Origin of the sequence: Clostridium sp. CM027 (genome assembly GCF_024730565.1) — a bacterium.
Taxonomy (GTDB): Bacteria; Bacillota; Clostridia; order Clostridiales; family Clostridiaceae; genus Clostridium_AD; species Clostridium_AD estertheticum_B.
Genome location: NZ_CP077725.1, coordinates 1,464,702 through 1,478,545, shown reverse-complemented (window position 1 = coordinate 1,478,545; position 13,844 = coordinate 1,464,702). Strand labels below are relative to the sequence as shown.

General features: G+C 31.0%; 16 protein-coding genes and 1 pseudogene. 12 read left to right on the top strand and 5 right to left on the bottom strand.

Annotated features, from left to right (window positions below):
• Positions 1–670: 670 nt before the first annotated feature.
• From KTC92_RS07115 to KTC92_RS07080, 8 genes are all read left to right on the top strand, one after another.
• On the top strand, positions 671–1,282 hold the full coding sequence (locus KTC92_RS07115) for a reverse transcriptase/maturase family protein (protein ID WP_258280730.1): 612 nt from the start codon (positions 671–673) through the stop codon (positions 1,280–1,282).
• 76 nt (positions 1,283–1,358) lie between these two features.
• Positions 1,359–1,553, top strand: coding sequence for a hypothetical protein (locus KTC92_RS07110; protein WP_258280729.1), 195 nt, complete (start codon positions 1,359–1,361; stop codon positions 1,551–1,553).
• Between the two features lie 508 nt (positions 1,554–2,061).
• Complete coding sequence (gene ltrA / locus KTC92_RS07105; protein ID WP_220287628.1) at positions 2,062–3,306, top strand: group II intron reverse transcriptase/maturase; 1,245 nt, start codon at positions 2,062–2,064, stop codon at positions 3,304–3,306.
• 52 nt (positions 3,307–3,358) lie between these two features.
• On the top strand, positions 3,359–4,348 hold the full coding sequence (locus tag KTC92_RS07100; protein WP_220287626.1) for an HNH endonuclease: 990 nt from the start codon (positions 3,359–3,361) through the stop codon (positions 4,346–4,348).
• 668 nt (positions 4,349–5,016) lie between these two features.
• A complete protein-coding gene (locus KTC92_RS07095; protein ID WP_258280769.1) occupies positions 5,017–5,841 on the top strand; it encodes a transposase in 825 nt (274 codons plus the stop codon).
• A 263-nt stretch (positions 5,842–6,104) separates the two neighbouring features.
• Positions 6,105–6,584 (top strand): hypothetical protein, encoded by a 480-nt coding sequence (locus KTC92_RS07090; protein ID WP_220287885.1) that lies wholly within the window; start codon positions 6,105–6,107, stop codon positions 6,582–6,584.
• Positions 6,585–6,814: 230 nt separating this feature from the next.
• Positions 6,815–7,036, top strand: coding sequence for a helix-turn-helix transcriptional regulator (locus KTC92_RS07085; RefSeq protein ID WP_216304634.1), 222 nt, complete (start codon positions 6,815–6,817; stop codon positions 7,034–7,036).
• Entirely contained in the window at positions 7,017–7,454 is a 438-nt protein-coding gene (locus KTC92_RS07080) for a hypothetical protein (protein WP_216304633.1), read from the top strand. Before KTC92_RS07085 ends, KTC92_RS07080 begins: the two co-directional genes overlap by 20 nt.
• 383 nt (positions 7,455–7,837) lie before the next feature.
• Here the strand turns inward: KTC92_RS07080 and KTC92_RS07075 are convergent, their stop codons facing one another.
• The gene (locus KTC92_RS07075) at positions 7,838–9,298 is read right to left on the bottom strand and encodes an IS1182 family transposase (RefSeq protein WP_220287894.1); all 1,461 of its coding nucleotides are present in this window, start codon (positions 9,296–9,298) and stop codon (positions 7,838–7,840) included.
• A gap of 187 nt (positions 9,299–9,485) precedes the next feature.
• A complete protein-coding gene (locus KTC92_RS07070) occupies positions 9,486–9,620 on the bottom strand; it encodes a hypothetical protein (RefSeq protein WP_258280728.1) in 135 nt (44 codons plus the stop codon).
• A 491-nt stretch (positions 9,621–10,111) separates the two neighbouring features.
• Here KTC92_RS07070 and KTC92_RS07065 point away from each other — a divergent pair, with 491 nt between their 5' ends.
• Positions 10,112–10,687 (top strand): recombinase family protein, encoded by a 576-nt coding sequence (locus tag KTC92_RS07065; RefSeq protein ID WP_216304602.1) that lies wholly within the window; start codon positions 10,112–10,114, stop codon positions 10,685–10,687.
• Positions 10,688–11,005: 318 nt separating this feature from the next.
• Here the strand turns inward: KTC92_RS07065 and KTC92_RS07060 are convergent, their stop codons facing one another.
• The 3 genes and pseudogenes from KTC92_RS07060 to KTC92_RS07050 form a co-directional block, all read right to left on the bottom strand.
• Positions 11,006–11,188, bottom strand: coding sequence for a hypothetical protein (locus tag KTC92_RS07060; protein ID WP_216304601.1), 183 nt, complete (start codon positions 11,186–11,188; stop codon positions 11,006–11,008).
• Positions 11,189–11,452: 264 nt separating this feature from the next.
• A pseudogene (locus KTC92_RS07055) lies at positions 11,453–11,656 on the bottom strand (VOC family protein); the annotation flags it as partial.
• Positions 11,657–11,708: 52 nt separating this feature from the next.
• Positions 11,709–12,005 carry a transcriptional regulator gene (locus KTC92_RS07050; protein ID WP_216304599.1) on the bottom strand — a complete coding sequence of 99 codons (297 nt, stop codon included), beginning with the start codon at positions 12,003–12,005 and terminating at the stop codon, positions 11,709–11,711.
• Positions 12,006–12,181: 176 nt separating this feature from the next.
• Between KTC92_RS07050 and KTC92_RS07045 the strand changes: the two genes are divergently transcribed.
• The 3 genes from KTC92_RS07045 (at position 12,182) to KTC92_RS07035 (ending at position 13,734) form a co-directional block, all read left to right on the top strand.
• Positions 12,182–13,084 carry a phospholipase A2 family protein gene (locus KTC92_RS07045; RefSeq protein ID WP_258280727.1) on the top strand — a complete coding sequence of 301 codons (903 nt, stop codon included), beginning with the start codon at positions 12,182–12,184 and terminating at the stop codon, positions 13,082–13,084.
• 153 nt (positions 13,085–13,237) lie between these two features.
• Positions 13,238–13,549, top strand: coding sequence for a hypothetical protein (locus KTC92_RS07040; protein WP_216304597.1), 312 nt, complete (start codon positions 13,238–13,240; stop codon positions 13,547–13,549).
• The gene (locus KTC92_RS07035) at positions 13,543–13,734 is read left to right on the top strand and encodes a hypothetical protein (RefSeq protein ID WP_216304596.1); all 192 of its coding nucleotides are present in this window, start codon (positions 13,543–13,545) and stop codon (positions 13,732–13,734) included. The genes KTC92_RS07040 and KTC92_RS07035 overlap by 7 nt, the downstream gene beginning before the upstream one ends.
• Positions 13,735–13,844: the final 110 nt, after the last annotated feature.

The window sequence follows — 13,844 nt, the reverse complement described above, 5'->3', positions numbered from 1 at the left end:
GAATAGTTACTTAAGAAATGGTTTCTGTTAGTTAACTGATATTTTCGAGTCCGGCATAGGAGCCAATAATCTTATGGATACTGAGGCTTACTAATACTCCTGCCAGCGTTGCAGTAATGTAATGTTGCGAAGCATAGGTGAAGACGGAGACACTGGCTGTAAAGTCACACTTCGGGTACTGTTGCATATGAATATAATTTCCTTGTTGTTAAATTTCGTAATCAATGATGCCTATCCCTAGTTCAGATGGGAGGTTGAATTAATTTTTCTACTTCAATGTATATACCTGGGTACAGATGGAGGATAACCTTATGGTGGTTATAGATTAGGTGTAAAACCTAACCAGGTAAGAACTGAGAAAAACGGAGTAAAGAGGAGTTCTAAGTGCAATATTTAAGGAGAATATATCGGTAAAGGTGATTGACCTAACGGATAAGGATTAATAAGTCGATTCTGTAATGTTTGAGGACTAGTTGCACCGAAAGGGTAAGCTAAGAAAGAATATTAATAGGTTAACAGAGGGGCCGTAGTACCGCTTGGATATCATATTAAGAAATGTGGTAAAGGAAAGGGCCTTAGACGTTTTAGTGTATAAAATTATTTTTGTAAATTCTAATTCGCCAAATTAGATGAAAGAGACTATTCGTACAGAAAGGAGGTGGAGCCTCCTATGAGTACAAACAATATTTATTATGTAGATATGAAAAAAAGATTTGAAAATTTCCAGAATAATGGAATAGATATGCGTAAACTGCACGAATTAGTTTGCTCGGAAGAGAATGTTATGTTAGCAGTAAGACAATTAGGGAAAAGTAAAGGTCGTATGACAAAAGGCCCTGATGGCTCAAACTATGATACTTTAACGGAACGATGTTTTTGTGAACTAGCAGTAATAGTTAGAGAGACACTATATAACAAGAAAATGGATTATGTAAAACGTGTGTATATTCCTAAGGGGAATGGAAAGAGAAGACCAATAGGTATTTGCAGTGTGTGGGACAAACTAGTTGAGAAATGTATACAATTAGTTCTAGAACCGTACTGCGAAACTAAATTTGTTCCTAGTTCATTTGGATTTAGGGAGCAAGTATCTACACATAATGCAATAGCTAAAGTTAAAAATCAATGCACAACTATGCCTTATGTATTATCAGTTGATATGGAAGACTATTTTGGATCATTAGATGCTGATGTAATGTATAGAGAGTTATGGAGTATCGGTATTAAAGATAAAGTGATTTTGAATTATATATATCGTTTCATTAAAAAAAGGATACTTTGAAAAAGGGTGTAAGATATATGACCCTAAAGGAAGTGCACAAGGAAGTATATTAGGACCTTTACTATCTAATATTTATTTGCATAGATTTGACGTTTGGTTAAGAGACCAAGGTGATGATTGGCATGATAAGAGTACGAAAAAGTTTGTTAATAGTAATGGTAACTGTAGAAGAAATATGAGATATACTAATTTGAAAATTGGTATTCATGTAAGATATGCTGACGATAGTGCGCCACGAAAGCGTGGTAATCAACTCGCAAGAGTTGATTAATATAGCTGTGCTATACAGATGATGGAGGAAGGTCCTCCGAAATCGCCATGCAGGTGGAGATTTCAAACTACCTTAAGGTGCTGTAATCAAAAGTTATGGTGCTTAGCGTTAAGGAAAAGGCAGAGGTAAATCTGTCAAGTATGTACTAAAGAGATGAACGAGCATGTGAATCACTTACGAAAATGTCGAAAGCGTAGAGACTCCATCAAAACCAGGGGGTAGTCGTTAACTTGGGATAAGCCTAGAGGAAACCTGTTTACTGGCTAGGCGGTGGGCGGCATAAAGGTGGCATGACTTTAGTATGGGCATTTGTATGGAACGTGGGAACCTACGGCTTGATGTTAAGAGAGTATTTCAAGCAGAAGAACTGTGAGAAAAGAGTATCGATGCAAGCATAGGGGCAGATTGGGTCGTAGTAGTGAAGAAACTTCTGTAATGGAAGTGGAGCGAAGGACTTCAAGTTATTCAGTTTCAGAAATAAGTCAACTTTGAAAAGGAGGAGGAGCTTATGACAGAAACAAAGCCGTTTAATATTTCTAAAAGAGCTGTAGTTACAGCTTACGAAAAGGTGAAAGCAAACAAGGGAACATATGGAGTTGATGGACAGTCAATTGAAGATTTTGAAAAGAACTTGAAAAATAATCTATATAAAATCTGGAATAGGATGTCATCAGGAAGTTACTTTCCCCAACCTGTAAAAGCAGTTGCAATTCCAAAGAAAAGTGGAGGAACTAGATTACTAGGGATACCGACTGTTGAGGATAGAATTGCACAAATGCTAGTTAAACTATACTTTGAACCAGAAGTAGAGACTATGTTTTATGAGGATTCCTACGGATATAGACCTAATAAATCTGCAATACAGGCACTTGATGTTACAAGAAAAAGGTGTTGGAGGAAAGATTGGGTCCTTGAATTTGATATAAAGGGACTATTTGATAATATCAAACATAACATTTTAATTAAAATGGTAAAGAAACATACAAATGAAGAATGGATTATTCTATATATTCAAAGGTGGTTAACTGCACCATTTCAAATGGAAACGGGAAAACTAGTGCCAAGAATTTCTGGAACCCCGCAAGGGGGTGTCATAAGTCCAGTACTTGCGAATCTGTTTTTACATTATGTGTTTGATGATTTTATAACAAAAGAATTCAAAACAATTCCGTGGGCAAGATACGCAGATGATGGAATAGCACACTGTGTATCCCTAAAACAGGCTAAATATCTACAAAGACGGTTGCAAGAAAGGTTCGAAGAATACGGATTGCAACTGAACCTTGATAAAACAAAGATTGTATACTGTAAAGATGATGATAGAAAGGGAGATTATCCAAATATATCATTTGACTTTCTAGGGTATACATTTAAGCCTAGAGGCGCAAAAAGTAAATATGGAAAGTATTTTACAAGTTTCTTACCAGCGATAGCAGATAATGCAAAGAAAAGAATTAGGAAAGAAGTAAGAAGTTGGAGAGTACAGTTGAAGGTAGATAAAGACTTGTGGGATATATCAAGTATGTTTAATAAAAAGATACAGGGGTGGATTAACTATTATACACATTTCTATAAAACGGGAATGTATTCAGTATTAAGATATATCAATAATGCTTTAGTAAAATGGGTTCGAAGAAAGTATAAGAAACGAAAACATAAACGAAGAGCAGAATATTGGTTGGGAAGTATTGCGAAAAGAGATATAAATTTGTTTGCACACTGGAAAATGGGAATATTACCAACGACTGAATGATGGGAGCCGTATGAGCTGAGAGGTTCACGTACGGTTCTGAGAGAAACTAAGGGTGAAGTTCCCTTGGTTTACTTACTTTAAAGTCTTCTGTAGAGATTATAAATCAGCCCAAAGGGTTTTTATTGCTGTAAAGCAGTGGCTAAAAGAAAGATTAGGTCTTGATATAAGTCCTGAAAAATCTAAAGTTACCAATCTCAGAAAGAATTACACTGAATTTCTAGGAATTAAACTAAAAGCAACACCTAAAAAGAATAAGTATGTCTGCAAATCTCATATGACTAATAAAGCAATAAATGAAACTATCAAAAATTTTAAAGATAGCATCACGAGAATTCAACAAAATTCTAGCATTGAGCAGGTTAATAAATTTAACAGCCAAATATTAGGAAAGCATATTTATTATAATATGGCAACTCATATAAGTGAAGATTTTAGTAAAATTAGTTTCTTAGTCACAAAAATCCTATACAACAGATTGCACAAACTAAGTAAATTTGAAGGTGTAAAAGGCAAAACCTATATGAGATATTATGGGAATTATAACCTTAAAACATATTTTATTAGGGGCAGACCTATCTTCCCTATTGCAGGTATCAAAACAAATCCTACTATGAGTTTTAACCAAGATACCTGTAACTATACTGAACAAGGAAGATTAAAAATACACAAAAATCAAAAATGTGTTAATGCAGAAATATTGAGATATCTTATGATAAATCCAGTAAGAGGACAATCGGTAGAATACAATGACAACAGACAAAGTTTATACACTGCCCAGAAAGGTTGCTGTGGAGTTACAGGGAAACCTTTAAAAATTCATAGTATGGAATATCATCATAAAATACCTAAAGAAAAGGGAGGAACAGATGACTATAGCAACCTAATATTGCTGAATCATCACGTACATAAACTTGTTCATGTAGTTGTAGAAAACACAATTAATAAATATATAGTAAATCTCAATCTTGATGAAAAGGCTCTTAATAAGATTAATTCACTTAGACAGAAAGTCGGAAATTCTAAAGTTCTACTAACTAAGTAAAATAAATTAAAATTCTTGATGGAACGCCGTATGAAGTGAAAGTTTCACGTACGGTGTGGACTGGGGAAAAGGTAGCGATAATTTCAAAGCCTTACCTATCAGTATCTTACTCACTGCCCAGAAGTAAATTAATCTATTAAAGTACCTAATCATTAATTTTTCTATTTAGTCTTAGTAGCAGTCAGTAAACTAGTCCAAAGCAAATGAAATATTCCCCCTTCCCCCAAGGGTAACAAGCCCTACTGCAATGCAGCAGGACTTGTTTTTGTCTTCAAAATACTAATATTTAAAAAAATCTACATGTTTTAAAGGTAAAACCTCGCGACCCTCGGGTGAAAAATGGACAGGTTTTTCACCTCAGATTAACATATCAGTAACTTTTGTTTCATGAATTTAGAGTTTCAATAAAACAAATTTATAATAGAGGTCAAAAAACTCGTCCATTTTTCACGGCAAATAGACAGGCCTACCCGCCACTTCGTCCCTCAGTAGCTAGGCTCGTCCATTTGCCAGCATCCTACAAGTTTTAAAAAAGTAATTAGTTATCATGTTTTCCTTCTTGGATATCGAAATATTATTATAGTAAATAGATTTTATAAAACTTTATTATAATAATTATTATATTTTATATCTACTATAGTTACTAGTAGTATAGAGATTTCGGAAGGATAAGTTATTTTTTGGACATAGAAGATAGAGAAGCGTTTTACATATCAAGACTCAAACCTAATATAGCAGTATATATAGAAAATAAGGATATAGAGTACTATAAGAATGGCGCTCCTAAAAAATCAAGCCTTTTTAAAAGAATCTATATTTCTGACATAATGAAACAGATGGGCGAGGGGGACCGTTATGAAATTAAGGATGTCTATGTAGGCAAGGAAAAGACGCTAAAAACAAGGCTTATTTTATATAAACTAACAAATGATCAATTGAAAAAAAGAACAGAAAAATCTGTGAAGAATGCTAAAAAAAAGGGTATAGAAAAAAGTAATAATACGATTGAATTATTAGGTATATCTATTTATATAACGAATATTAAGGAAGAAGTTTTAAGTTCAAAGCAGGTTCATGAGTTTTACAGTTTAAGATGGCAGATCGAAATAATATTTAAAACGTGGAAATCCATATTTAGTATACAGGTTGTAAAGTTAGTTAAAATAGAACGGTTTCAATGTCAGCTTTATGGAAAACTTATTTTGCTACTAATAAGCTCTGCTGTAATGTTTAAAATGAGGACTTTAGCTTTAGAAAATAAAGGCCTTGAAGCCAGTGAAATTAAAACTTGTGAAATAGTTCATGAATATATTGATAGTCTATATTTTGAGCTTATCAAATTCCCTAATAAAGTTCTCGATACCTTAAAATTAATATTTGAAAATGTAGTTAGGAATGGTCTGAAATCTCATAAAAAGGATAAGAAAACTGTTTTTGATATTCTTGGAGTTTGTTATAAATTAACATCATCGCAGGCTAAAGTTGCAGCATAAAACAACTTGATAAAATTGTAAAAGCCCCACTATATACGTGGCTTTTTTTGGTGTACCCTAAAATTGTTTGAATACTATTGTACACTTAAAATTTACCATTAAAATTTATCAAAATAAATTTCGATGGTAAAATATAGTATTTAATAATGACTTACTAATATTCAATATGGCTTAGCTTGATGGCTATGGTGCCATACCCCTATATGAGACTATTATAAGCAATTTAAGAAAAAATAGTTACCTATTTCAATTAAATTGAATTTATGGTAACTGTTTTTGCAGCGACAAATAGTAATTATACAGTGAATGTATCTTCAATAAATGCCACTACTGTAACTAAATCTACTACTGCAACACAAAATGAGGCAATTAAAACTCAAATGAAAATTAATGAGACAATTGCTAATAAGGCACTTGCTAATAAAGGAAATGCTAAAGATATAATTGATAATGGCTCTGTCAGGAATACAAGGAGTGTCCCATCAGCAGCTGCTAAAAAGGCTGTTAAAGCAGCTGCAAAATGGATGAAAGCTAATAAGGCTAAAGTTATTAAAGCTATCCCTGCTCCATTAAAAAAGTATGTTACTTTTGATGCATTAACTAAAGCTATTGATGCTTATACCAATTATTCCGATTCAATTCATAATTTCTTAACGAGTGTTGTTGACAAGATGTTACCTGAATGGGCAGAAATTTCAATACCTGGAATTGTAGCTTTACTCGAGTTACTTTTACCATTTTAATAAAATCACACTAGAATCTCATATTTGGACAAGCTTAATAGTGTCGAGTTTTTAATATGATATGAACTGCTTGTAGTTCATATCATATTAAAAAAATATAAAAGAGTAAAACTTATTGATTTAGGTTTTGCTCTTTTATATTTTTTGTGTTGACAATACAATATGTTTATATTATCATGAAGCTAACTTCACGTCAAGTAAGCTTCATATTGTGGAAAGAAGGTGGATTGTTGAAAAATAAAATTAAAGAATTACGAATAAAAAAAAATATGACACAGCAACAATTGGCTGACTTGGTTTTCGTTTCAAATAGAACTATTATATCTCTTGAAAAAGAGCAGTATAATCCATCTATTATGTTGGCATATAAAATTGCACTTGTTTTTAATACTACCATAGAAAAATTATATGATTTGGAGGGGAATTTAAAAAATGAAAAAAAAGATATATAATAAAAAAGGTTTTTGGAGTGGTGTTTCTTTTATTTTATTAGCAGTTGGCTATATTATAATCTTGATAAATAATTGGGATAATATGAATTCAATAAGAAATGGTAAAAGTATTTTATTCACTATTATTTGTGCGTTAATTGGTATTGTGCAAATATATAGAGGAATAGATAGTAAGTGTGCAAAAGATGATCATCAGGACGATGATGAAAGAAAAAAACTGGTTATACTCAAAACTGAAAGTAGCACTTATAAAATTACATTTAATATTAGTATTGTCTTAACTTTATTATTAGCAGTTGCCATAGGAGTTACTAAAAATAATGATTTATCAGGTGTTTTTGTAGGAGTAGCAATTATGCCAACTATTATGATTATTTCTTATATGTTTGCTAATTATTATCATAATAAACGCAATTAAATCATAATAAATATACCAATGAAAATACAACTAATTTATTAGTTGTCAGGGTTTGGCACATTCAGTTATACGATAGCATTTTAAATTATGAATAACTTAATTTTGAATGTTACTTAATACTAATATTTGATATTGTTATGTAATATATTACTTTTAAGTACACCTAGATGCCGTTACTGCCTCATACTAACATACCGTTTCCGGAGGATAGGCAAAAACTCCCAAGATGTTATATTGAACCAAAAAAGCCACAGTAAAAATAGAGGCCGCTGAAAAAAGCACTCTTTATTTAGTAGAGTTTTCAAGCTTGAATAGAAAAAGCATGAGATATCCATATTTGGGATATCTCATGCTTTTTATTTTATAATTAAGTTTTAAAAGCCCTATTTCATGCTTTTCAACTTAATTATTCTCTTTAGATTCACAGTGAAGATTGATAATGCACCTTGCATTTGCATGCTAATTAAGCCTGACGATATTGCTACATCATAGCTATGTTGGTGCTTAAGTTCACTGTTTTTAGCCTCTATCATATAACGTTCCCTAGCTCGTTTTTTAAAATATTCACTTTTTTCGAACTCTATTTGATCTTTGTGAGTATTTGACTTTATTGAAACTGAATAAGTTTTAGATTTAGCGCCTTCTTTATAACACCCATCTTTATGAACACAATTTTTACACTTTTCTACATTAAAATAGTAGGTTAGCACTTGATTTTTACCAACATTCTTCTTTCCCTGTTTTGCTTTTTTAATAGCCATATGACCTGCCGGACATACAAATAAACCAGCATCTTTATTAAACTCAAATTCATCTTCTTTTTTTCGCATTCCTTGTGAAATTACAGGATTTAGTCTTGAAATTAATGCAATTTTATTTTCTTTTGTATATTCTAGGTTTTTCTTTTCAGAATAAGCTGTATCTCCAATTACTTCATTTACATCTATACCAGCCTCACGGCTTTTTTCTATTAAGGTTATGAGCTCCTTTCCATCACTTTTTTCGCCAGTTGTAATAACAGCTGCTGTAATTAAACGTTCTTCACTCATAGCAAGGTGTGATTTATATCCAAAAAAAGAACTATCCTCAGTTTTATGCCCCACTTTTGCATCCTCATCTTTTGATATTTTTAGATTTTCTAAGTCATCATTAATAGCTTCCATTAAGTAGTTTAATTTAGTTTTCACAGCTGGATTTGCTGCAGTTTCTGGCTTCTCGTTTATGGTATCAATTAATAATTTGCAGTACTCAAGAATATCTTCAAGTACTCCAGTTGTAACTTTATTAGGTAACTCTTCTTTAATACCAGGATGTACTCCGTACAATGTTTTTCTTAAGTTTTTTGCACGTTTCAATAATTCCTCGCTTGCTGACTTTTGGTTATAACGTGACTTGGTATGCGTAGCATCAACTATTATTGCTTTACTTTTTAAAACTCCCTCTTTTATAGCAAGTTCTACAGTCTTGTTTATTAATAAATCCAATAAATTCATGTCTTTAAGGCGAAGCTTTCTAAATTTAGTTAGTGTACTTGAGTTTATTAAATTTGTTTCTTCTGGGGCTAAATTTAGAAAATATTTAAAGGACATGTCATAAAGAGTTCTTTCAACAACATCTTCATCAGACAATTCATATATTACTTTCAAAAGTAAATATTTAAATAGCATTATGGGGTTAATAGCACCTCTACCCATAGATGAACTATAGTTAATCATCAATTCGTCATAAACAAATGAAAAGTCAACAAGGTCATTAATTTGCTTTAAAATGTTATCTTTCGGAATAATTAACGAATATAAGCTATGGTATGTATTTATTTTTATTTCCAATTGTCCTTTTAGCATAATAGTTTAGCCCCTTTTATTTTATTCTACTATACTAATTCGACATATCTTTTAAAATTCCTTTTTGTTTTTTAGTCTTTTATATAAAAAAATCGCCATCTTTAATTAGATGACGATTTTTCATATAGTTTTTCAGTGGCCTCTAAAAATACTGTGGCTTTTTTGGTAATCTGCAATGAATGTATTATTATACTGGTCTACGTTCTAATACTTTTATTTTAATTTCATGTTTCCCAGTAACTTCTTCAAGTACCTCAACAATTTCTTTAACCTGTTTTACATCACTCGAAACATTTTTTATCGCTGTTTCTGATATATCCATTTTCTCCAATATGGGGTAGTGCTCGCAAAACGCGGATTTTATACGTTAAGACAGTTATTACCAAAAAAACTTTTATCAAAACATTCTGAGTTAGAATTAATACCTAATAGTTCTAACTCGAAAAAATATATAACATCAGTGTAGATTATTGATATATCTAGGGTTTAATCACTAAATGATAAGCTCTTATTTTTTTTACTCAAAACAAGTTAGTTAAAGTTCAGTTATAGTATTGATAATGCTAACTAAAACAGTAAGAAAAACATTAAATTAACACGAGTATATTTAATATTCTCTCTGAATTTATCGCCATTTTGGTAATATGTGTCTTAACGTGGTAAATTTACGCTTAGCGATATAAGAAAATGTATAAAATCTTAATGTCATAACTTAACAGTATTGACACCTATAAAACGCTTACGTATAATCAAAGGATTGGACGGTGTCAAAACTTACAGTCAAAACGATATGATATAAAGGAGTTATGAATTGTGATACTAGGTTATGTAAGGGTAAGTACAAAAAAACAATTAAAAGAAGGTCATTCCATAGAGGTCCAGACGAGGGATATACTAGATAGATATAATGGTGCGGAAATAAGAGTAGAACAGTACACAGGTACTACAACTGATAGACCTATATTCAATAAATTGATAGAGGATTTAAAACAGGGGGATACCTTAGTAGTTACTAAACTAGACAGATTGGCTAGAAATACTGTAGAAGGCATTAGCATAGTTCAAGATCTATTTAATAAAGGAATATCTGTCCATGTAATTAATATTGGACTGCTAGAGAATACAAGTATGGGTAAATTTTTTTTAACTACACTATTAGCAGTTGCCGAGATGGAGCGTTACACAATTATTGAACGTACCCAAACAGGCAAAGCAATTGCAAAAACTAAAGAAGGTTTTAAAGAAGGTAGACCTAAGATATATACATCAAAACAAATAAATAATGCGATTGAGATGCTAAAAAACAATTCATATACAGAAGTTGCAGCGATAACTAGAATAAGTAAGTCAACACTAATTCGAGAAGTTAGGAAAAGAAAGGTTAAATAAGTACATTGTGTAATATTGGAGATTTTAAATTCGAAAAATATGGATATCATTATTTTCGGTTCTTATACCGGTTTTCTGTTCCGTTACTACACAACCCCCGAGTATACAAAGGTCAAGGCAAAATCATATTATACCTTAAATTGGATATAAACAAAATTAAAAACACTCAACATAATAAGTAAACAACAAATGCCGTGAAATAATAAAATTTCACGGCATTTGTTGTTTATGCACATCTAGCCTATAGGCTCAATGTGAAAGTAACACAATTACATTTGTGTTACTTTCGCTAATCCAATCCATTTTACAAATTTGATTTTATCTTATTACAAATTTAAAAATTGAAACCCCAAAAGCAAGTATCGCAGCAAATAAACTAACTTTAGCAACCTCTTTATTTTTCTTCCAATTCTGAATGACTTGAATTAACATTGACACACCCACCAATGGCACAAATACATCTGTTTGTGTTTTACTCCAACTACCTCTCACTTTTCCCATTGTACCTCCAATACGATTAATTATTATTTTATTATCTAAAACGCAACAATCTACAAGTTCATCATAAAATATATATTTAACTATAACATAATTACCATAAATTAAATATATTTACAATTTAAAAAATCAGTAGTAAGCCTCAATGTGAAAGTAACTCAATTGGTATTGTGTTACTTTCAGAATATCAATATACACTTAATAAATTAACCCCATATCATTAGATATGGGGTTAGTTGAGACGAAATATTTGAAAAATATGTATTACTAAAACTCCAACATATCATTTTTATCAAATGTAAAATTAGGTCCCCATGCAACTTCCCAATGGTATCCGTCAGGATCAGAAAAATAGGCATGATATCCTCCCCAAAATACATCCTGTGGCTCTTTTTCGATTTTCGCTCCTGACCTTCTTGCCAGTTCAATGACCTCACATACTTCTTCCTTGCTTTTAGCAGTATATGCAACTGCATTCAGTACCACAACAACTAAAACTACTCATTTCTGGAATTCTCATCTTTTATTTTTTTATCTTTTTCTTTTTTGGTTTTGGTTCGGGTAATTCCTCATACATAGTTACTACCATTTGTTTTAATATCTCACTATTATCGGCAATATCTACATGCAACATTGGCTTTGCTCCATCGTATGGACTTTCTGAAATGCTATCAGGCATATAATGTTTACTTGCTTTAGTAATTTTTTCCATAAAGCCTGTTCCGTAGATTCCACCAAATATTCTACCTTTATAATAAAACAAGTAACCACCCATCATAGGTATAGATTTTATATCTTCCAATCCTTCTAATTGATCCATTATGGGGTAGTGCTCGCAATTTGTGCAAAAGTCCCATTAAGAAAAAACAGTTACCATAAATTCAAGTTAATGTAAAACTCAATGCTAAATAAGGCTTTTTAATATGTTCGAAGATATATTTCACATAAAAACATTAAGTTGTATTAATTGTAAAATACTGATAGTATATACTTGTAATGTCAACAAAAATATTTTTGAAAGGATGGATTTATATGTGTTCAAAAAAATTAAAAATATTTCTTACCTCGTTAGTTTTATCGGGAGGATTAATAGTAAATAATTTAAGCACAACAGTATTAGCACTGGATTTAAATAACCCTAGTTGTAATTCTTATGAAAATGGGAATGATAAAAAAACTTCTTCTTATGAAGAAATGATGTTAGAAGTTGCAAATTCAAAACAAATAGATTTAAACTCTCTTAGTACTCTAACACAAACTGAATTAACCGAATTAAAAAATAAAGCTGATAATGATACTGTGTTTAAAACATTAATTGATGAATTGTATAATAATGGAACAATAAAATCTAAGGACTATATTGTTAATAAATCTAGTAAAATATCCGGCGAAGATTATCAAATATCCATTATTAGTTTTTCGATAGATAAAGATTCTATTATATTTATTAGTACAGATGATGGCTATTCTTCATATGCTATGATACAAGAAAAGATAGAAAATAATGGAGTTTTTAAATTATACGATTTACAAGATAATAAGTTAAACTTAATTGATCATATTAAATATGATCAAAATTCACAAAAATTATCAAACGTTATTAGTATACCCACATCTAAAAAAGGACTAAGTACTCTTATGTCTCTTAAGTTCCCATTTTATGGTAAATGGTGTGGCCCGGGATATAGTGGACCAGGTACCCCCATTGATAATATAGATAATTGCTGTAAAACACATGATAATTGTTACGGTGGAGGTGGAAATAAAAAAAACTGTGACATGCAACTAGTATCCTGTTTAACAAATGTAGGTAAATATCCCAAACTAACAGCCAACCAAAGAGCAGCTATAATTGCAATGGAAACATACTTTATGTCGCTATATTCACATGATAATTAAGTAAAATGGTAGTTAGATAGATTTTTTTATATAAAAATCATTTTAGTTATATTATTACCTGAGTGAGAACATATTCTAAAAATTAAAGATGCTGAGTTTTTTGAAACATTCAAAAGTAATTGAGTAAATATTTGTGATAAAGGAGACAATTTAATGAAAAATAAACACTATATGAAAGGTATTAGTAAAGTATTTGCTATAACTTCTATAAGTATATCATTAACTATGATTATGCTTATGTTAAACGGACTTTTTCAAATAATACCGTGTCAAAATTCAGGGGGATTAATAGTGTTCATGACACCTATTATAAGTATAATAGGTGGTGTTTTAGCTTCTATATCACTAAAAATACACCCTAACATATTGGCAAAATTAGGCATAATTACGAATATTGTATCGTTAATATTGGTAATGTTAATTATGGGTAGTCTTGGCACCACTGCATCATTGCTATTTTGTTAAATCATAATAATGCAAAAGTTTCATTGGCAATTCAAGGTTTGATTGTTACCGAAGCAGAAACGAAACTCCTAGAAGATTATCTTAAAGGGATAGTGCTCGCAATTTGTGCAAAAGTCCCATTAAGGAAAAACAGTTACCATAAATTCAAGTTAATTGAAATAGGTGACTGTCTTTTATTAGATTGATTTTAATGGTCTCATATTATTTACTAAATCATAATCACAATTATCATCAAAATTATACTGTCCAATAAAATTTATATGTTCCCATCCTAGGGGTACGGCAACATAGCCAT